We start from the raw sequence: 20,977 nt of genomic DNA on the forward strand, positions 1-20,977 counted from the left end.
TTTACATGTCACAGGTAATAATCTTAGCAAAAAAGAGCAGGAAATGCAAGCACTTTTTGCCTGATTTCCTGCTCTTTTTATACTTTTTTCATTTCTTACCAGCTTTCACTCCGGTGAGAAATCCTGCGCCGGTCGAAATTTGGTGATCCGGCCTGTTTTTCAGAAGTTTTATCTGAAATTACGCCGTTTTTCTCGAAAAGATCCCTTTTACTTTATCGATATACGGCTTCGTCCACGGAATATTTCCAAGCAGGACGAATAATGTACAAATCGAAAGAACGATCGTGATCGGATGTCCGAACATCGCCATAAACGGGTTGTCGGAGGACGATGCCAGAGACACAGCCTGACGGAAGTTGGAATCCATCATCTTTCCGAGTACCATCGCAAGGATCAGCGGGGCAACCGGATAATCGAACCGGCGCATCATGAATCCCATCAGTCCGAAGAAGAACATGAGTCCCACATCAAACAGACGGTTGTTGCACGCGAAGGAACCGATCACACAGAGGCTCGTTACCACCGGGATCATGATGTTCTTCGGAATCGTAATGACCTTACAGATCCTCGGGGCAACAATCAGTCCTAACAGTAAAAGCGCAAAGCACGCGATGATTCCCGCTACTACGATCGAGTAGAAGGATTCTTTGTTCTGGGTGATAAATAACGGACCCGGCTGTAAGCCATGGACATAGAATACGGAAAGGATGATCGCGGTAACTGCGTCGCCCGGAACCGCCAACGTCAGCATCGGGATCAGTGCACCGCCGATACATGCGTTGTTGGAGGACTCACTGGCAACGATTCCTTCCACCGCGCCCTCGCCGAAGGGAACCTCCGGCTTCTTTACGAGACGCTTCGCCTCATTATATGCGATAAAGGATGCCACCGGTCCGCCTGCTCCCGGAAGAGCGCCGACTAAAAGACCGATCGTGGATGTATATAAGGAAAGCTTCCAGCTTTTTAAGATCTCTTTCAGGCTGACCTTCGCCTTTTCCATCGCAAGGACATTCTGCTCCTGCTTCATGTTGTATACAACAGAGAGCACTTCTGCGAAACCGAAGAAGCCGACAAGTGCCGGGACTGTGCTGACACCGCCCGCGAGGTTCTGGATTCCGAAGGTCAGGCGCTTTGTTCCCATCAGCGGATCCAGTCCGATCATGCTGATCACAAGACCGATCATAACGCTGATAAGACCCTTCGCGTAGTTCTTCGTGCTGACGGAGCCGACTGTCGCAAGTCCGAAGAGAGCCAGAAGGAAATAGTCCATCTTTGTAAATTTGATCGCAACTCTGGATACCGGCTCCGCTAAGAGTCCCAGAGCCAGAAGACCAAATAAGCTTCCGATAAACGAGTAGATCGTTGCGGTAAAGAGTGCCTTGTAGGACTGACCCTTTTTCGACATCGGGTAGCCGTCCAGTGTCGTTACGACCGATGAAGGCGCGCCGGGGATATTGATCAGGATCGCCGATACCGCACCGGAGAAGACTCCGACTACATAGACACCCATGATCATCGCCAGGGCGTCTGAATGTTCCCAGGTATAAGTAATGGATACGAGAAGCGCGGTCGCCATGGACACGGAAAGTCCCGGGATCGCTCCTACGAACAGACCAGCCACAGAACCAAGGAGAACCATAAGGATAAACCGCGGATCGACCACGGATAACATCTGCATCATTTTCCTTTCTCCTTTCTATGGCAGAAGCACATGTAAGAATGTGCGGAATGCGAGGCTTAAGAACAAGGTGGTTCCGATCGGCACGAAGACAAGGACCGGAATTTTTCTGACACCCATGAAAACCATCATGGCGATCAGGAATACCACCGTCACAACCTCAAATGTCGAAAATGTATACGCAAAAGATAAAATTCCGATGGTGATATACGGAATTTTAATGAAGGCGAGAGCCGCATAGTAGATCGCACAGAGGATCAGGGCGATCACGACCCAGCGCCTCTTTTCTGTTTTTCCTGCCTTTTCCGGCTTCTTGTCATCCGGATTTGCGGCAGCTTTTTTCATCGCCGTAACTCCCTCTCCGACGATCCATAAGGACAGACCGATCATGGCGATCGCCACGATCAGCGGAAACAGGTACGGGGACTGTGCCCAGCTTTTGTTAAACCCTTTCGCGTAGGATGAAAGAGAATACGAGAGCAGCACAAGGCCGCTCCCGCAAAATACAATTCCTTCGACGATCAGCGAATGAATCTTATTCTTCATTGATTATTCTCCAATTCTCTTGATGCCGAACTCTTCCGGACTCTTCTCGGCAACACCGTTGTCATACTGTAACCAGCAGATTACGGATTTCCAGTTGTCATAGAATGCCTGGATCGATGCGTCATCTTTGTACTCGTCATATACCGGATCCGCTGCGTTCTGTTTTACAAAGTCGGTCCACTCCGGATCTGCGAATACCTTCTCAGATGCTGCCTTTAATACATCAACGACCTCCTGCGGTGTATCGTTATTTACAACGAAGGAAAGGAGTGTGTACGGGATATTTAAGTACTTTTCAGCTTCCGGAACTGTCTCTGTAAACGCCGGGATATCCGGGTAAGCGTCCATTCTCTTATCGGAGAATACTGCTAACGGTTTTACATCGCCGCTCTCAATATAGCCGCCGAGGGTGGAGATATTCGGGTTTGTGAAGTCAACCTGTCCGCCGATAACACCGAGAAGTGCGTCGTTACCGGAGTCAAAGCTTGTCATAGCAACTTCATAGCCGAGCTCTTTTAATACAAGGCCCTGATTGTGTCCGCTTCCTCCAGGACCGGAGTGGGACATTGTGATCTTTCCCGGATTTTCCTTGATCGCATCAAGAAGCTCCTGAAGAGTGTTGTACTTGGAGTCTTTTCCGACTACAAGTACCTTCGGATCACCAACTAACGGAGAGATAACGGTGAAATCATCGTATCCGAGGTCGCAGATATTCATGGTTCTGTAGGTTCCCATCGTCTCTGCACACACAAGAAGTGTGTAACCATCAGACGGCTGCTCTTTTACGAACTGGCTTCCGATGGATCCGGACGCGCCGCCCTGGTTTGTAACGGTGATCGGCTGTCCTAAATATTTTTCAAGCAGAACTGCAAGCTTTCTGCCCCAGGTATCGGTTGTTCCGCCTGCACCGTAAGGAATGATCATTGTGATCGGTTTTGTCGGATAATCTGCGGTCGCAACAAGATCGCCGGCAGCCTCTGCGGTTGTCTCGCTGTCTTTTGCTGCTTCTGCAGTTGTCTCAGCTGCTTCTGTTGCTGCTGCAGTCGTCTCGGTCTTGGAAGATGTGGAGACACTGCATGCAGTCATGGACAGGCACATCATAGCGGCCATGCCCAGTGCAATCATCTTTTTCATTGTGGCACTCTCCTCTTTTTTGTATTTGCGATGCTTATTATAACACAGGTTATTTCGATATTCAATACAAAAGCTTTTACACTTTAAAGTTTTTATGTGTATATCGCGTTAAACCGATAAGTTTTTCATGAATTCCTGTCTTTTGATGAATTTCGTGCATACTGGTCAGTCTGTTATCCGATCAGTCCCTGGATCAGGATCACCAAAATCAGCACCGGAAGAACATACCGAAAATAGATCTTCGCCCAGTTCGCCCCCGGCATCTTAAGTCCCGCTCCATTGTTTGCCTCCGCGAGATACTTATCATATCCCCATCCCCACTTGCTCACGCAGAATAAGAGATAAACAAGGGATCCAAGCGGTAAAAGCAGGTTGCTGACTAAGAAGTCCTCAGAATCCAGAACATCTCTCGCGCCGATGATGTGGAGGTTACTCCATACATTGTAGCCCAGAACACAGGGCAGGCTGGCGATCAGGACGAAAATGCAGTTGATCACGGAAGCCTTTCTTCTGCTCCATCCAAAGTTATCCATGCAGCTGGAAAGCAGATTTTCAAACACGGCGATAACGGTTGAGAAGCTTGCCGCCGACATAAATAAGAAGAACAGCATGCCCCAGATCCGTCCGCCTGCCATGTTTGCAAACACGTTCGGAAGTGTGATGAAGATCAGCTGTGGACCGGCATCCGGCTGTACGCCGAAGGAAAAGCATGCCGGGAAGATAATCAGTCCGGCGGAAAGGGCTACCAGCGTATCAAGGCCGCAGATCCGTACCGCCTCACCTGCAAGCGTATGTTCCTCGGACATGTAGCTCCCGAAGATCTCCATTGCCGCAATGCCAAGGCTTAATGTAAAGAAGGACTGGTTCATGGCCGCCATGATCACCGATCCGAGCCCGACCTCCGACGCGCGTTTGAAATCCGGGAGAAGATAAAAGCTCAGTCCCTCTTTCGCGCCCGGAAGGATCAGGCTGTGTCCCGCAAGCACCAGGATCAGCAATAACAGCGCCGCCATCATCCATTTTGTGATCTTCTCAAGGCCATTCTGAAGACCTCTGCTGCAGATAAAAAATCCGACAACAACAGTCACAGCCATCCAGAATCCCATCTCTCCGGGATTGCCAAGCATATCCCCAAATACTCCCGCGACCTGATCCGTATTCATTCCGGTGAATGTTCCCGTCGCGAACTTCACAAAATAGCTGAGCATCCAGCCGGATACGGTTGTGTAATACATCATTAACAGGTAACAGCCAAGGATACAGAACCATCCGTGTACATGCCATTTACTGCCCGGCTTTTCCAGTGCCCGATACGCGCCGACCGCGCTCTTTCGTCCTGCACGTCCCACCGCAAGCTCCATCGTGAGAACCGGGACGCCCATACACAACAGGAACAGCAGATAGAACAGGACGAACACACCGCCGCCGTTCTGTCCCGCTACATACGGGAAACGCCACACATTTCCAATTCCGATCGCACAGCCCGCGCTTACCAGTAAAAAGCCTAAACGTGAGCCAAAATTTTCTCGTTTCATAAGCATAACTCCCCTCTTACGGCTGCGGCCCGCGCCTGTCTTATCCGCAGCTCTTATCCTGCTGCCTTCACTGTATTCGGTATGGTACAGCATGTTCCGTTTGGAACATATCTGCCCTTGTACCGCAGTCCAGCATCAGTAGTCTTATGATACCGCCCGGTAAAAGGATTTGCAACCGCGCATTTTGTATGATATCATAAGAAAAACTTATGTTTTACGAAGAGTAACGATCCTTCCCACAGAGTGGGGCGATTTATTCCTATTTTTTAGGAGGAGCTTATGAACACAAACCAGCTGCGCTACTTCGTAACCGCCGCTGAATGCCGCAGCTTCACAAAAGCCGCAGATCAGTTTTATATTACCCAGACTGCCATCACCCAGCAGATTCACGCGTTAGAAGACAGCCTCGGCGTCCCGCTCTTTGACCGGTCGAGTCGCCCGATCTCCCTGACTCCGGCCGGAAGCGCATTTTTAAGTGATGCAAGGTCGATCCTCGGCCGCATTGATCAGGCGGTAAACCGGATTCAGGAGGTTTCAACCGGTATGGTAGGAACCCTGCGGATCGGATATACAAAAGGTTTTGAGCGAAGCAATTTTTCCAACTCCCTGCGTTTCTTCCATAATAAATATCCAAATATTCTTGTCTCCTGTTACAGACGGAACACCGATCTTCTCGCCGCAGGGCTATTGAAGGACGAATATGATATTATTTTTACCTGGGACAGCACGGAGCTTGTGAAAAACGAGTCCATTGAATACCGGCTCATTGAACGCAGTCCTCTGATGGTCGCTGTTTACAGCAATCATCCACTTTCCAGACGGGAATCCCTTCAGCGGTCAGAGCTCCACGGCGAACGCCTGCTGTTCATGACCCCGTCCAGCACCGGGGATTCCGTCAGTGACCTCCGCTTCTACGAGATGTATGAACAGGCCGGATATCATCCGGACATCTTCTTCCGTTCCAACGATGTGGAGAGTATTCTCATGATGGTATCCATCGAGGAAGGGATCTCCATTATTCCCTCCTATGTAACGCATAAGCTGACAAATGCGGAAAACCTTGTGTTTATCCCGCTGATCGGCGAAGAGGAGGTCGTTGAGATCATTGCGGCGTGGAAAAGATCCTCCGGGAATCTGGCGCTGCAGCAGTTTTTGGGGCATTATCCATTGTTGAAGTCGGAGTAATATTGCGTTTCTACTATATTTATGATATTTTAAATATGTTTTTATTTACGAACCGGTACATCCAGCTCATTTTCCATCAACCGATGCAAGATAGAAAACGCAGAATATTTTCGCCTGAATACGCAGGCCTTTCGAGAGGAACCAGACATGACACCAGAACATCCAATTATTTTATGCGGCTTCACAAGCAGCGGAAAGACCACTATCGGAAAACTTCTCTCCGAACAGCTCGGTCTCCCGTTTTACGATACGGATCAGATGCTGATCGAACATTACAAGATGACGATCCCGGAGATCTTCGCAGAAGGCGGGGAGTCTTTGTTCCGGGACTATGAACATGAGATCGCCCGTCAGGTATGCGGCCTCGGCCCGTCCGTGGTCTCCACCGGAGGCGGAATGCTGACCTTTGACCGGAACGGGGAGATCCTCGAAAAGAGCGGCACGATCTTCTATATCGACCGCCCGTTCGAGGACTGCTACCGGAACCTTGCGTTACACCCGGAACGACCGTTATTTAAGAATCACACAAAAGAGGAAATCGAGAATACCTATCTCATGCGACGCGGGTTATATAAGAAATATGCAAAGTACGATATCCCGAATACTGGGGGGCCGCAGGATGCGGCGGCGAAGATCTGTGCGCTTTTATAGTTGCCTCCGAACTCAAAAACCAGCCACACGTTTTCCATTACGCTTTCCGCTCTAATGGATCCCATGTGACTGGTTTTTGTTTTTCAAGTTTCCTTTATTTTACTTCCGTCCCATCCGGTTTCCTGAGTCCTCTGGTATTCTTCTCCACCAGCCGTCTCGTCACCATGACCATATGGCCGCAGCCCATGCATTTTAAGCGGAAGTCCGCGCCCACGCGCAGGATTTCCCATTCCTGACTGCCGCAGGGATGCGGTTTCTTTAATTTTACGATATCGCCTACTTCATATACCATTCTCTATGTCTCCTGTTGCCTGAAACCTGTCTTCTCAAACGATCTTTTATTTCTTACAAATTTTCACGCTTCATACGTTTTCTGCGTGTTGATCCTGTTCTAAGTTCTTTTATGCCAGAATCTCGTCGATCCTTTTCAGCTCATTCTCCGAAAATCCCGTGCACTCAAGCGCCACAAGACTGTTATCCAGCTGCGAAACCCTGCTGGCGCCCACCAGGACCGTTGTCACCTCCGGGCGGCGTAAGATCCAGGCGATAGCCATCTGCGCCAGCGTCTGTCCACGTTCTTCCGCAAATTGGTTTAATTGTTTGATTTTTTCTAATTGTTCATCAGAAAGATACCGCTGTGCCACCGTCGTTCCCTCACGGGATGCGCGGGAACCTGCCGGAATCCCCTTCAGGTATTTATCTGTCAGTGCGCCCTGAGCGAGCGGGGAAAAGCAGATACAGCCCACTCCGTTTTCATCAAGCGCGGAGAGAAGTCCGTCTTCCACCCAACGCTCCAGCATATTATAGCGCGGCTGGTGGATCAGGCACGGCGTTCCGTTTTCCTTTAGGATCTTTACTGCTTTTCTCGTCTCTTCCTCTTTATAATTGGAAAGTCCGACATAAAGCGCTTTTCCGCTGCGGACGATATCGCTCAGTGCTCCCATCGTCTCCTCGATCGGCGTCTCCGGGTCCGGTCTGTGGTGGTAGAAAATATCCACGTAATCCAGTCCCAAGCGCTTCAAACTCTGGTCGAGGCTCGCCATCAAATACTTTCTGGAACCCCAGTTTCCGTAAGGTCCCGGCCACATATCATATCCGGCTTTTGTGGAGATCACAAGCTCATCCCGGTATGTACCAAGGCAGTCCTTTAATGCCTGTCCGAAATTTTTCTCCGCAAGGCCGTTTGCCGGATGTCCGTAGTTGTTCGCAAGATCAAAGTGTGTGATCCCGTGGTCGAATGCATGGCACAGGATCTCCTCCTGATCTGTAATCGTCTTTTCCAGTCCGAAATTCTGCCATAATCCCAGCGCGACCCGCGGAAGCTTTAAACCGCTTCTTCCACAGCGTTTATACTCCATAGTCTCATAACGATTCTCTGCTGCCTGATACATAGTTTCTGCCTCCCATATTTCCGCCTGTTGCAGTATTCCGCATTTATCCCGGCATAGTCCGCTATTTCCAGCCCTGATATTCTTTCCGGAATCACACTCCGACTGCGTCCCCAAGCACTTCACCGATCGGCCCGCTGATCACGAGATCCGCGCGGTTATCCATCGGTGTCACGGATTTATTGATGAGGACCAACTTATGTCCCCGGTAATAATCGATGAGCCCCGCTGCAGGATATACCGTGAGGGACGTCCCTCCGATGATCAGCACATCCGCATTCGCGATATATTTCACGGATTTTTCGATGGTCTCCTGATCCAGACCTTCCTCATAGAGGACTACATCCGGCTTGATCGTTCCGCCGCAGGTACATTTCGGGACTCCCGTAGAATTTAAGATCGCATCCAGCCCATAGAACTTTCCGCAGCGCGTACAGTAATTCCGAAGGACAGAACCGTGGAGCTCCAAAACCTCCCTGCTGCCCGCTTTCTGATGCAGTCCGTCGATATTCTGTGTTACGACCGCCTTTAATTTTCCCATTTTCTCTAACCTTGCAAGTGCCTTATGAGCTCTGTTCGGCTCCGCATTCGGAAACAGCATCTTGTTCCGGTAGAATCGGTAAAATTCCTCCGGCTTTCTCATATAGAAGGAATGGCTTAAGATCGTCTCCGGCGGATAATCATACTGCTGGTTGTACAGTCCGTCCGTACTCCTGAAATCCGGAATATGGCTCTCCGTGGACACGCCGGCACCGCCGAAAAATACGATATTGCTGCTCTCATCCAGCCACTTTTTTAATGTTTCCCGCTCTGTCATGACAGATCTCTCCTTTCTGTATTCAAGAACGTCTCGGCATTCTTGCTGCTCGCCACCTAAAGAGGTGGGAGTCATCTCATATCTGATATCATGCGCTTTTCTGCTTTGCTGTCAGCGGATCATGCACCGTTTGACCCTGATATCATTTACACAACTTCATCTAAGAACACTCCGCGAAACGGCTCAATATACTCCCCATACGGAATCTTCGCCACCTGCGCCGGTGTCCGGTACCCGAACAGCCACTCGGTAAGCTCCGAGATCGTCAGGACCTCCATTTTCCCCTTTGCGATAAACCGGGATTCCTGGATCATCCTCGAGCCTTCCTTTGTCAGTTGCCACAGCCATGCACCCTGATTCTGCGGTACGAAGAGATCGTTGATCCCGATCTCCACCGTCACTTCATCCTGCGGACAGTTCTCCGCCAGCCGGATCGTCTTTACGAACTCCGGCATGCAGACGATACGCGCCATGATCGCCGGCTTCCGTCCCGCCTCGCTCCGGTAATGTTCTCCGGTGTAGAGATAACGCATCTCCCGTTCCTTTAAGCCCCACTCACTCTGCATTCCGATAAACCAGTCATCGTCATAGAGCAGTGTGCAGGTTCCATTTTCGCTGGCAAGCTCCTTCTCCATCCGCTGTAAATATGCCTCATCACGGATCGCGAAAACCTCATATTGTCTCTTTAACCAGGCAGTCTGCCACTCCGCCAGATCTGCGCCCAGCGTCTTCAGGTTACAGGGCTCTCTGTGGATATGGGGATTATATTTGAGAACCCAGCGCGGCTGATCATAAATATACCGGAAATCGTAGGGACGGTACAGGGACTCCCTTGCGGGCATCAGAAACGTAAACGGCATCTGCTCTTCCTGCATATCCCGCAGCATGGCTAATATGAGACTTCTCATGTATCCCTTGTGGCGCTCGGCAACCAGGGTGGAAACGCCGACGATATAATCGCATACGGCCTCACTTCCCCGCATATAGATCTTATAGGGATTCCGGTGGATCATGGACACGATCTCGCCATTCTCCTCCCGGACAAGTACCTTGTTGTCCTTCATTTTTTCCTTGAAATAATAATCGCAAAATTCCGTGGAATCTTCCGGGAACGCCTCTCTCCAGAGATCCAGGCATCTTCCCTTTTCTTCTGTCTCCAAATACCGTATCATACTTTACTCCGCGCTCTGTGCCTCAAAATCTAACTGTTTAATCCGATACTTTCTTGCGAAATCCATCGGCGCATAGGACATCTTTGCCTGACGAAGTCCCGGGAGTCCCATATCATCCTCACGGTTTACGATCTCCGCCTCCGGGAATTCATGGATCAGGAACTGTTGGTTGATCATCTGGTAAAGGCCTCGCATTTCCGGGTTCGCCTTTTCGATGTGGATGATCGCCATCTTTTCCTTATTATTATAGCTTCCGATGGAGAACGCCTCCAACCGGTCATCCACATAGATCCCTCCCATGCGGACTGACAGCATCGAGCAGTTCCTTAAGATCTCGTGGATTCCTTCCACTTCATAATCCAAGTGTCCCTCGACCTCCTGGCCTTTTCCCTCTCTCCATTGATCCAGAAACTTCCAGATCTCGCAGCCGTCCGAACAGCAGAGCGTCCGGTACTCATATCTTCCATCATATGCTTTCTTAAATGCGTTCAGGTTGTTTTTCTTCTTATGAAGTGCTTTTCCGGACAATGTCTTCAACGCCTCCGCACTGTAAAGGTAGTCCTTTGCATCCGGAAGCTCCGTTACGGAGTAGCGGTCCGCCGGAAGCTTTAAATAATCCACCGCCTCCTGGTCCGCCAGGTAGATCTCAAGCGGCAGATGAAGATTCTCGTTGAAATATTGTTCGATCTCTTTAAAGTAGTGGGGCATATCCTCGATGGCGCACACAGGAAGAGATGCGTACATCTTTCCTAAAATCTTCATAATCCAGAGAACTGCCTTGCCATCTCTCTCGCAGAAGTGGACATGATAATAATCCGCCCAGAGAAAATTGTCAAGCATCACACTGTCACATGTATTGTCGTGGCGTCTTCCATAATACTTACTGAGTTCCGCAAAATTCTCGGCGCCCAGCTTCTGAAACTGTATATCCATATAATTGTTTTTTCCTTTCTAACTGCCGCTCATCTCCGGCAGCCGTTCCCGGTCTTTCACAGGAAATATTTTCTGCTCTTATGGTTCCCTTGTTTTTTACTTTTTATAGTTTACCACACTTCCATAATAAAATGAAGCGATTTGTTTTTCGGCAGTTTTACTCAGAAAATCCAGTAAAATTAGGCTTTTTCGCTATTGACAATTCGAATCTCATGAGTATAATCTAATTTAGATGATACCGCAATGCGAAACTTAGTTCCGCATTATGAAACCAGGTATTAAAACTCAATATGACTTGATTATTGACTAAAACTGAATTTCCTAAATTTATAAAGCAAAAAAGGAGACAGGAATCATGAACGAAGTTTTAGAGAAGATCCAGAAAATTGGTATTGTTCCAGTTGTTGTACTTGACGATGCAAAGGATGCAGCACCGCTTGCAAAGGCACTTTGCGAGGGCGGTCTTCCGTGCGCTGAGGTTACATTCCGTACAGCTGCAGCAGAAGAGTCCATCCGTATTATGGCAAAAGAATTCCCGGAGATGTTAGTTGGCGCAGGTACTGTTCTTACAACTGAGCAGGTTGACCGTGCAGTAAACGCAGGCGCAAAATTCATCGTAAGCCCGGGCTTAAACCCGACCGTTGTTAAATACTGTGTAGATAAGGGAATTCCGGTAACTCCGGGTACTTCCAATCCGAGCGATGTTGAGATGGCGATCTCCCTTGGCCTTGATGTTGTTAAATTCTTCCCGGCTGAGCAGGCTGGCGGAATCAACATGATCAAAGCTATGGCAGCTCCGTACACACAGATGAAGTTCATGCCGACGGGCGGAATCAACGCTAAGAACATCAACTCCTACCTTGCATTTGACAAGATCCTTGCTTGCGGCGGAAGCTGGATGGTTAAGAAAGACCTCGTAGCTGCCGGTGAGTTCGATAAGATCCGCGACCTCACAAAGGAAGCTGTTCAGACAATGCTCGGTTTTGAGCTTGCTCATATCGGAATCAACTGCGACAGCGAGACAGAAGCTGAAAAAACTGCTGACGCATTCGACGGTCTGTTCGGATTCACAAAGAAAGTCGGCAACAGCTCCGTATTCGCAGGAACCGCTGTTGAGGCTATGAAGTCCAAGGGACTTGGCTCCAAGGGTCATATCGCCGTTGCTACAAACTCTGTAGTAAGAGCTAAAAACTACCTTGAGATGATGGGCTACAAGTTCAACGAAGAGTCCGCTAAGTTCAAAGGCGACAAGATGACAGCAATCTATCTCGCAGATGAGATCGGCGGCTTCGCAGTACACCTTGTACAGAAATAAGTAAAAATTTCGGGACCGAAATTTTTACGCTGTGCAAACGAAACGAAGTGGAGTTCGCACTTCCCGTCACGCTACGCAAACGTAGCGCAGCGGAGTTCGCGGTTCCCGTTACGCTGTGCAAACGAAACGAAGTGGAGTTCGCACTTCCCGTTTACGCTACGCAAACGTAGCGCAGCGGAGTTCGCGGTTCCCGTCGCGCTGTGCAAACGAAACAAAGTGAAGTTCGCACTTCCCGTCACGCTACATTATCTGATCATAAATTATATTAAAATTTAAGGAGAATCCTCATGTCCAAGAGAGTTATTACATTTGGTGAAATCATGCTCCGTCTCGCTCCGGAGGGATACTATCGTTTCGTTCAGGCTAACAACTTCGGCGCTACTTACGGCGGCGGCGAGGCTAACGTAGCTGTTTCCCTTGCAAACTACGGTTTTGACGCTGCATTCGTTACAAAGCTTCCGAAGCACGAGATCGGTCAGGCTGCTGTCAACGAGTTAAGAAGATACGGCGTTGATACTTCCACTATCACACGCGGCGGCGACCGTGTAGGTATCTACTTCCTCGAGAAGGGTGCTTCCCAGAGACCGTCCAAGGTTATCTATGACCGTGCACATTCCGCAATCTCCGAGGCTACACCGGAAGATTTCGACTGGGCTAAGATCTTCGAGGGCGCTGACTGGTTCCACTTCACAGGTATCACACCGGCATTAAACGATACTGTTGCTGCTATCTGCCTTGAAGCTTGTAAGAAAGCAAAAGAACTCGGCATCACTGTTTCCTGCGACTTAAACTACAGAAACAAACTCTGGACAAAGGCAAAAGCAGGCGAGGTTATGGGTGAGCTCTGCAAATATGTTGATGTCTGCATCGCAAACGAAGAGGATGCTTCCGATGTATTCGGTATCAAGGCTTCCAACACAGACGTTACAAAGGGTGCTGTAAACCACGAGGGTTACAAGGACGTTGCAAAACAGCTTGCTGACCGTTTCGGTTTCCAGAAGGTTGCTATCACACTTCGTGAGTCCATCTCCGCAAACGATAACAACTGGTCCGCTATGTTATACGATGGCAAGGACTACTACTTCAGCAAGAAGTACGCAATGCACATCGTTGACCGTGTAGGCGGCGGCGACAGCTTCGGCGGCGGACTGATCTACGCTTGCTTAAGCGACATGGATGCTCAGAGCATCATCGAGTTCGCAGTAGCTGCTTCCTGCTTAAAGCACTCCATCGAAGGCGACATGAACATGGTTTCCGTAGACGAAGTTAAGAAATTAGCTGGCGGCGATGGATCCGGACGTGTTCAGAGATAATTGATCTCAATTTATATCGTTGCCCCATTTGCCAATAAGGGCAAATTTATTCCTCAATATATACCATAAAACAAGGACCTCAGCGGCTGCCAATCGCTGAGGTCCTTGTTTTATGTACAAAATGTTGAGTTAAGTCTCTATTGTCAAATTTCTCTTACTAAACAATACTGCTTTAGTCCCATCCCCTTCTCGACAATCCCAAACACCTTAAATCCAAAATGCGCATAAAACGCCACATTCTTCTCATTATGTGTCTCCAGCGAGATCATCATCCGATGTTCCTCTGCATAGCGGATCGCGTCATCCATAAGCTTCTCCGCAACTCCGTGGTGCTGCACATTCGGGCTCACCGCGAGATAGATGATATGTAAACGGTTCTCCTGGTGGAGCTGGGCGGTCCAGTGGGAGTTTAAGTAATCACGTCCCCTGATAAAATTCCACAGCGTCTTTAAGCTCTTATCCTCCTTGATCAGATACTCATCTGTCTTCAAGGATGCCCACGCCTCCGTCAGGTAAAAGCGGACCGGATCATACTCCTCCGCCTCATCGGAGACGACCAACAGTCCGTTTAACTCCGGGCTGTCCGCAAAAATCTCACATGTCTCATAAAATTCATTCAGATCACACTCAAAAAGCTCCGGCATCAGCCGTTTTCTCGTCTCGGCATCCGGGATCAGAGTCTCATAGAGCGGGTCCCTGGCAAAACATTCTACCAGCATCTTCTGGAGCCTGGGCAGATCTTCTCTCTGTACCCGGTACAATATCTGGCTGTCCATAACTAAAAATCCAACACCTCTTTCGCTTTTTTTAACCCCGCCGTCAACGTATCCACGGCCTGGGTCATATATCGTATATCATCGTCAAAGCAGACAAGCTGCTCTTCTTCCATTTTTCTGAGAGCGGCAAGTTCCTCCGACACGTCATTTCTGCCTTCCGCGATCTTCTTTTGGAGGCTCTTGACCTCCTTCGAGAGATCCACATGGTGGACGATCCGTCCGGCACCCCACTGTAATCGGTCACAGTCCTGGTTCAGGACATATTCCGTAAAGTAGTGGTACACTTCATCATCGAACTGGAACGCGTACTGGTTGTTGTCCACCAGGTACAGGGCGTCCAGGGCCCCCTGCACATCCCTGTTCTCCAGGCTTCGGACCGCGTCGCAGATATGGCGCAGATTGCTCTGGGCGGCCTCGTGGGGGAACAGGACCTCATCGTGCCAGTTCAGGCGGACAAAATAGTCCTGGCATTTGCGGAATAAGTAAAGAAGCTGTTTCTGGAGCGCAGCGTTTCTATCATTCGCTTCTGTATCCGCTGCATTTTCGCCACGTTGAACAGTCGCACTTTCCGCTTCATCCGCCCCATCGGCCTCGGATTTTTCTTCTATATGAGATTCTTGACCACCTTTATGTATACAGCATGCAGCATCAGCATTCTTCACATCATTAATTTCTTTTACCTTCCGGTACACCTCATCCGCGATCTTCTTCGCCTCAGCCGTCCGCTCCAGCAGAACCCGGATACTCTTCTCGTCCTCCCGTCCCGTAACCGGTCTGACGCTCTCCTGGAGCGCCTGGAGCGTTCTTCCAACATTCACCGGCGCAACTTTCACCCGGTCGAATGCCATGACAAGAAGTCCATACAGCTCATGGTGGAACCGGAACACATCCGCGTTGTAATACTCGTCGTTGTCAAACTGGGAGTGATAATGGGTCTCCATAAACTCCGCGCTGCTAAATTCATTCACCATGGACGGAATTCCTGAGATCGCAACGGAGAAATCATCTGACCACGTCTCGATCGGGCACTGGACCCCGAGACCTTCCGGGTAGACCTTTCTCGCGTCCACAGGAAACTCTTTCACAAATTCTGTCAGGAAGTCTTCATATTCGTAGGTGGACCGGATCGCGTCCCAGGGATTGTGGGCGTAGGCCGGGAGCTCGAAATTCAGGTCCGCGATGACCTTTCCCTGCCATTCCGGCCGAAGCTTAAATACCTGCTGCCATGCACCGGTAGACCAGTCATACTTGGAGTTCTCGATCCCCCATTCCTCCGCCGCCATACAGCAGAAAACGATGGTCTTCTCAGGTTTATATCCAATCTCTAAAAACGTCCTGGCGATCCCAAACATCAGCGCGATAGCGCAGTTATCATCCTGAAATCCATCAAAATAAGAGTCATAATGGCCGCTGAGCAGGATCATGTCCTCCGACCTTCCGGGAATGGTTCCCCAGACATTATAGGATGGCATATTTTCCTTCACTACGGATTTCGCGTCAAACTGTACCGTGATCCGCGGTGTCTCCTTTAATGCCGCTTTCAGGATCTCCGCATCCTTTCTCGACATGGAAAACGCCGGGGCGTCCTTCGGTCCTGCGATATCCTGGGCATTTAACGCCTCACTGTCGATCTCCCCATAGCCGTTGTCCTGAACCGCGATCACCGCCGCCGCGCCCTTTAAGCGGGCCTGATATACCGGATAGTTGATCCACCACTCATCTCGCTGATTGATATCCACCATCACAAGGCATCCTGTCACATCCACGCCGTCATAGTCCGCTTCCTTTCCGCGTCCGGCGTAGACAAGTGGATACTCTTTCCAGCCATCCGTCACAAACTCTGTCTGGTAAGCGCCGAGCTGGATTTCATGTTTTTCTCCGTCTCGGTCCGTAAACCGCATGACCGCCTTCTCAAACTCCCAGGAATCCAGACAGATCTCATCTTTATGGATATCAGAGAGCCCGATCCGCTCCATCTCCGCCTTCAGGAATTCCCCGGTATCAAATTCCGCCTTCGATCCCGCTGTGCGGTAGCCAAGGACCGGATTGCTCTTAAATTCCTCCATCTTCTTTGCGAGGCGGTAGGAATATCCGATATCCACTGCCTTTAAATATGTTTCTTCGATCTTCCTTCTGTCACTCTCCAAAGCTGTCAACCTCCTTATCCCACGTCTGCAGGCCTGCTCCCTGAGACCGGGAAGTATTACAAACTCCGCCGTATCCTGCTCACTGTTTTCCGTGATGCGGACACGCCGGAGTTTCATGATTTTTTTTAATTCTCGGTCTTATTCTCGGTTTCGTTCTCTCCCTCAGCGCCTGCTCTCTCATGAGTCGCGTTGACCTCGACCTGAGTTGCCTGAACTGCCGCCTGGGCATCCGCATGTGCTGCAGCTTCCGGGTTCGGAACAGTACGCTTTGTGATCGGCATCTGGAGATTAACGCCAAATGGGTTTACAACCACTCCCTTTGCCTCTTTTACGAGGATGCTCGGGATCTTATCTGCGGTTACCGCGATCGCCTTGAACTGGTTCTTCGAGTTAAATTTTCCGAACTCAATGATGTCCGTAAAGATCGGCTGGTACGCATCACCGTTTTTCTGTTTTAATAACGGAACGCCCGCACCTTCCTGAAATGCGGTGATGTATGTTCCGCGGGTAAAGTCTGCAAGGATCTCCTCCTGCATCTCCTTTAACTCATCCGGCATCTTCTCGAATTTCTGTCTGCGGAGCTCCTGCATGAAGTACAGGGCTGTCAGGTGAAGACTCGGGTTCTCGATCCATGTCTTCTTCTCATCTTCCGGCGCGTCCGGCTTATTCTGGCCCGGACGGCTTACAAGCTCCGGAAGCTGGATCCGGCACTCGCTCTCCATATACTGGTCGACCATCAGGCAGTTTACACCCATGGTGTAGAGATTTCCATAGAAGTGAAGCATCTGGTTCGCGTCCACCTTCGCGATCTGTACCGGGATCTTCTCCTCGATAAGGCGCTTACCTTCGCGTCTGATATCTTCCTCGTTAAAGTAGATCATAACCTCGTCATCGAATGTCTCTTTGTCACATACCACATACGGCATTTTTGTGCACAGAGACATGATAACATAGATCTCCTTTGCGTTTCTTAACTGATTTAAAACCTGCTGTTTATCCATTTTTCTTTCCCTTTCGGTATTCATGCTGCGGCTTTTATCACCTTTTCCGGTGCATATGTCCCTCTGATGAATATTCTTTCCATAATTATTTTTCGTAAATGCGCAGCCATACTGAACAGTTACTTTTCATCCTTTTTGAGATCCGTCCCCGCTTTAATTGCAGCAGATGATCGGAATTCCCTTATATGCGTTCTCATACACCTGTGCTGCTACCTTCGGCGGCAGGTTGATGCATCCGTGGGAACCGTTTGTCTGGTAGATCGTTCCGCCGAACTTGCTTCTCCAGTCCGCGTCATGAAGTCCGATCCCACCGTTGAACGGCATCCAGTATTTTACAGGAGTCGCATAATCTTCTCCCTTTAATACACGGTCTTTTTGTTTATAATACAGCTCAAAGAGTCCCGGAGGTGTCGTGTAGTTCTTTGACACGTTTCCGGATACGAACGGGCTGTCGATGATCACTTTTCCATCTTTATAGAAATAGAGATGCTGTGTGGCAAGATCCACCTCGATATAAGTCTGTCCGAAATCATAACCATCGTGGGTCGCGCCGCGGCTCTCGTAGATCGGCTCGCGCTCCGTTGTCTGGCACGCTTTTACTGCCTCCACGAGGGCGTCTGTCTCGGCTGTCTGGTTGATCTTCCAGCCATATTTTCCGTATACAACAACATCCCGGCCGGATGTCGTCTTATACTTATGGTTTCCGTAAGTGTCATACTTATCCGCTAAAGACTTCACATATGCTACTGCCTTGTCACGGTCTACCTGGATCTCGGTGCCGTTCGTCCCGGTCACCCATTTTGCCAGTTCCAGACCATCCAGGGTTTCTCTGCTGGATCCAAACACATATGTAATCTGGATATCCTTGTATGCGTTTAATGTTGTGCAGAGCTGTACCAGGTTCGCGTCATCAGATTTTACGGTGATCTTTTTATAGCAATCCTCGTCTGCAAGCCGGATCTGTTTTTTCTGGCTTAAAAGTGCTGATTTAACGGCAGCCTTCATTTTATCCATATCCAGCTCATTTCCCTGCACCTCCGGGATGATCGTAAAAGGCTTTCCCTCTTCGAAAGCAGAGATACAGGCATCGGAGGTCGGTGTGGCCGCCGTCACACAGTGCAGGTTCGCAAGCGCCGCGGCAAGCTTCTCATCATCGAGCGTTGCCGCCACTGTCACAGTATAGGACTGGTCAGAGCCGGGCCCCGTCTTTCTTCCTGTGTCATTCTGCTCCTTTAAAATATCATCGACACTGCCGGTAACGTTTAAGTGGTAACCGACATCGGTTCCCTTTAAGACTTCCAGGTTGCCGTCCGCGTCCTGTATTTTAATCTCGTAGTGTTCGTTGAAATAACCTTCCAGATATCCTTTCGCCTGCTGTGCCGTCTGCTTGGAGACATCCACCGCATTGATCGTAGTGCCGCGTACAAATTTTGCCGTATCGCTATCTGCCGCTGCCATCGCAGGAAACGCTGTTCCCACCACCAGCATGCCGATCACAGCGCCTGTCGGAAGAAGCATTCTTAATTTTTTCATGATTCCATCCTGCCTTTTTTATTTTCAGTTACCGGATTGCTCTCTTCTTGTTCGCCTCCGGCGCCCAAGAAGCTCCGGGCGTTGCCCTTATACCGCTTTTCATTCAAAAGCGTTTATGCAGGCAAGCTTGCAGCACGCTTTCGACTGCAGATCGGAACAATCCAACTGTCATTCTCTATTTTATCCAACGCACTACATAGTGTCAAGGTGATTATTTCTTGCTTTTTCCTTGATTTTCTGCGGCAAATGTGCGGCTTTTCATAAAAAGTGTCACCATGCAGATCGGTCGATCAAAAACGGCAGAACCTGCCGCCAGCTGCTGCATTCGGACACATGACAAGCAAAAAACGACACACACCCGCCATTTACCTGACAGGCCTGTGCCGTTTTCATGCTAAGCTTTCATTTTTATCCTGCTATTTCTCGATAATGCTCTCTACATCATCCATGCCCGCGCAGAGCAGCGCAAGCAGCAATGTCTGCTGGCAGCCCTTATATGCGCCCTCGACCTTAAACTGCTCGGAAAGCATATGCGCGTGGATATCATAATCCGCGCCCATGCCGAGGCACACTGCCGGGAGTCCTGCTTCGAGAGCACGGTTGCAGTTTGTGGAACCACCATTTCCAAGCTTCGGCTCCTCGCATCCAAGATACTCTGCCGCCGCCATGGCGCCCTCTACGATCGGCGCATGGGCATCCTGATGGCCGGCATTGACATCACAGATATGTTTTACATCGTATGTGATCGTATCCATGCCCCAGCGCTCTGTCTCCTCCCTGCATGCCTCATCGATGGCATCGAAGATCTTCTTACGGAGCTTCTCAAGCTCTTCCTGAGAGTTCGAACGGAAGTTGAAGCGGATCTGTGCCACCGGAACGATCGCATGGACAGCCTCGAAGCTTCCCGCCTGCATGGTGGTCACCGCAAATGTAGTCATCGGCTCCTTCGGAACCTGGATCTCGGAGATCTTCGCGATTGCACGTCCTGCCGCATGGATCGGGTTTGCTACCTTCGCGAAAGCTCCGCAGGCATGTCCGCCGATGCCGTGGAAGTTGATCTCGTATGTCTGGATTCCGGTCGCCTCATAGGTGATCTCCTGAAATCCCGGGCCGTCAACGGAAATGCTGGCATCCAGCTCCGGATGGTGGTTTACATAATACTGCATTCCTTTTAACGCACCGGTTCCTTCCTCCTGAACCGTTCCGACAAACTGAATATCGCCCTTTGTCTCAATTCCTGCCGCATTTAAAGCGCGGATCGTAGACAGGACGGTCGCACATCCTCTCGTATCGTCCACGATTCCCGGGCATTTGATAAAGCCGTCCTCACGGACGATCTCAAGCTTTGTATCAAGCGGAAATACTGTGTCCATATGACCCTCTACAAGAACCGTCTTTCCGCCGCCGGTACCTTTTCGGATGCCGACGCAGTTGCCGTACTCGTCGATATGGCAGTCTGTAAGTCCCTCCTCCTTAAACATCTCAAGAAGTCTCGCTGCTTTTTTCTGCTCATGGTTCGTCGGTGCCGGGATCAGGGTAAGCTCGATCTGTCTGTCGATGATCTCGTTCTGGTCATCTTCCATAAACTGAAGAGCTTTCTGAACCTTTGCATCCTTTGTCAGTGTGTCGAATTTCTTCTGAATCTTCTCGGAAACCTTATATTCCATCTGTCATTCCTCCGTTTTTCAATACTGAGTAACAGAAGCGGTCATCTCAGGCTGCCTCCTGTCCGATATTTTACCACAAAAAAGTTTTTTTGTGTATTTTTTATACGAACAAAAGTTTTTATGTCGCGAACACTCTCAAAAAAGAAGAGACCTGCCCGTGGCTTTCTTCCACTTTGGCAGGTCTGA

At 49.7% G+C, this 20,977-nt stretch carries 18 protein-coding genes; 4 read left to right on the forward strand and 14 right to left on the reverse strand.

Translation table 11 applies throughout. The features are described from left to right. Window positions 1–178: 178 nt before the first annotated feature. From DW826_RS02080 to DW826_RS02095, 4 genes are all read right to left on the reverse strand, one after another. Window positions 179–1,681, reverse strand: a complete 1,503-nt coding sequence (locus tag DW826_RS02080) for a tripartite tricarboxylate transporter permease (RefSeq protein ID WP_117468990.1) — start codon at window positions 1,679–1,681, stop codon at window positions 179–181. A 15-nt stretch (window positions 1,682–1,696) separates the two neighbouring features. Next, complete coding sequence (locus tag DW826_RS02085; protein ID WP_021905145.1) at window positions 1,697–2,224, reverse strand: tripartite tricarboxylate transporter TctB family protein; 528 nt, start codon at window positions 2,222–2,224, stop codon at window positions 1,697–1,699. 3 nt (window positions 2,225–2,227) lie between these two features. Beyond that, on the reverse strand, window positions 2,228–3,358 hold the full coding sequence (locus tag DW826_RS02090) for a tripartite tricarboxylate transporter substrate binding protein (protein ID WP_021905144.1): 1,131 nt from the start codon (window positions 3,356–3,358) through the stop codon (window positions 2,228–2,230). 173 nt (window positions 3,359–3,531) lie between these two features. Beyond that, complete coding sequence (locus DW826_RS02095; protein WP_117515026.1) at window positions 3,532–4,893, reverse strand: sodium-dependent transporter; 1,362 nt, start codon at window positions 4,891–4,893, stop codon at window positions 3,532–3,534. Between the two features lie 279 nt (window positions 4,894–5,172). Between DW826_RS02095 and DW826_RS02100 the strand changes: the two genes are divergently transcribed. Further along, entirely contained in the window at window positions 5,173–6,078 is a 906-nt protein-coding gene (locus DW826_RS02100; protein ID WP_117551873.1) for a LysR family transcriptional regulator, read from the forward strand. Between the two features lie 147 nt (window positions 6,079–6,225). Then, window positions 6,226–6,729 (forward strand): shikimate kinase, encoded by a 504-nt coding sequence (locus DW826_RS02105; RefSeq protein WP_117551874.1) that lies wholly within the window; start codon window positions 6,226–6,228, stop codon window positions 6,727–6,729. A 94-nt stretch (window positions 6,730–6,823) separates the two neighbouring features. On the opposite strand, the gene DW826_RS02110 is transcribed toward DW826_RS02105, so the two are convergent. The 5 genes from DW826_RS02110 to DW826_RS02130 form a co-directional block, all read right to left on the reverse strand. Then, entirely contained in the window at window positions 6,824–7,021 is a 198-nt protein-coding gene (locus DW826_RS02110; protein ID WP_015552966.1) for a DUF951 domain-containing protein, read from the reverse strand. Window positions 7,022–7,130: 109 nt separating this feature from the next. Then, the gene (locus tag DW826_RS02115; RefSeq protein WP_117551875.1) at window positions 7,131–8,120 is read right to left on the reverse strand and encodes an aldo/keto reductase; all 990 of its coding nucleotides are present in this window, start codon (window positions 8,118–8,120) and stop codon (window positions 7,131–7,133) included. 91 nt (window positions 8,121–8,211) lie between these two features. After that, window positions 8,212–8,934 (reverse strand): NAD-dependent protein deacylase, encoded by a 723-nt coding sequence (locus DW826_RS02120; protein ID WP_117551876.1) that lies wholly within the window; start codon window positions 8,932–8,934, stop codon window positions 8,212–8,214. Window positions 8,935–9,080: 146 nt separating this feature from the next. Next, window positions 9,081–10,106, reverse strand: a complete 1,026-nt coding sequence (locus DW826_RS02125; protein ID WP_117551877.1) for a GNAT family N-acetyltransferase — start codon at window positions 10,104–10,106, stop codon at window positions 9,081–9,083. 3 nt (window positions 10,107–10,109) lie between these two features. After that, the gene (locus DW826_RS02130) at window positions 10,110–11,039 is read right to left on the reverse strand and encodes a phosphatidylglycerol lysyltransferase domain-containing protein (RefSeq protein ID WP_117551878.1); all 930 of its coding nucleotides are present in this window, start codon (window positions 11,037–11,039) and stop codon (window positions 10,110–10,112) included. Between the two features lie 355 nt (window positions 11,040–11,394). Between DW826_RS02130 and DW826_RS02135 the strand changes: the two genes are divergently transcribed. After that, a complete protein-coding gene (locus DW826_RS02135) occupies window positions 11,395–12,354 on the forward strand; it encodes a bifunctional 4-hydroxy-2-oxoglutarate aldolase/2-dehydro-3-deoxy-phosphogluconate aldolase (protein ID WP_015552961.1) in 960 nt (319 codons plus the stop codon). 287 nt (window positions 12,355–12,641) lie between these two features. Continuing rightward, window positions 12,642–13,667: a sugar kinase gene (locus DW826_RS02140; RefSeq protein WP_021905128.1), complete on the forward strand. Its 1,026-nt coding sequence runs from the start codon at window positions 12,642–12,644 to the stop codon at window positions 13,665–13,667. Between the two features lie 143 nt (window positions 13,668–13,810). Here DW826_RS02140 and DW826_RS02145 read toward each other — a convergent pair whose 3' ends face one another. The 5 genes from DW826_RS02145 to DW826_RS02165 all read right to left on the reverse strand — a co-directional run bounded on the left by DW826_RS02145 (window position 13,811) and on the right by DW826_RS02165 (window position 20,791). Continuing rightward, window positions 13,811–14,443: a GNAT family N-acetyltransferase gene (locus tag DW826_RS02145; RefSeq protein ID WP_021905127.1), complete on the reverse strand. Its 633-nt coding sequence runs from the start codon at window positions 14,441–14,443 to the stop codon at window positions 13,811–13,813. Between the two features lie 2 nt (window positions 14,444–14,445). Beyond that, window positions 14,446–16,590, reverse strand: coding sequence for a M28 family peptidase (locus DW826_RS02150; RefSeq protein WP_242994025.1), 2,145 nt, complete (start codon window positions 16,588–16,590; stop codon window positions 14,446–14,448). 125 nt (window positions 16,591–16,715) lie between these two features. Further along, window positions 16,716–17,591: an SseB family protein gene (locus DW826_RS02155; RefSeq protein WP_117552001.1), complete on the reverse strand. Its 876-nt coding sequence runs from the start codon at window positions 17,589–17,591 to the stop codon at window positions 16,716–16,718. A 153-nt stretch (window positions 17,592–17,744) separates the two neighbouring features. After that, window positions 17,745–19,124: a L,D-transpeptidase family protein gene (locus tag DW826_RS02160; protein ID WP_117551879.1), complete on the reverse strand. Its 1,380-nt coding sequence runs from the start codon at window positions 19,122–19,124 to the stop codon at window positions 17,745–17,747. A 416-nt stretch (window positions 19,125–19,540) separates the two neighbouring features. Continuing rightward, entirely contained in the window at window positions 19,541–20,791 is a 1,251-nt protein-coding gene (locus tag DW826_RS02165; RefSeq protein WP_117551880.1) for a M20/M25/M40 family metallo-hydrolase, read from the reverse strand. Between the last annotated feature and the right edge of the window lie 186 nt (window positions 20,792–20,977).

Origin of the sequence: Clostridium sp. AM34-11AC, from assembly GCF_003435375.1 — a bacterium.
Taxonomy (GTDB): domain Bacteria; phylum Bacillota; class Clostridia; order Lachnospirales; family Lachnospiraceae; genus Pilosibacter; species Pilosibacter fragilis.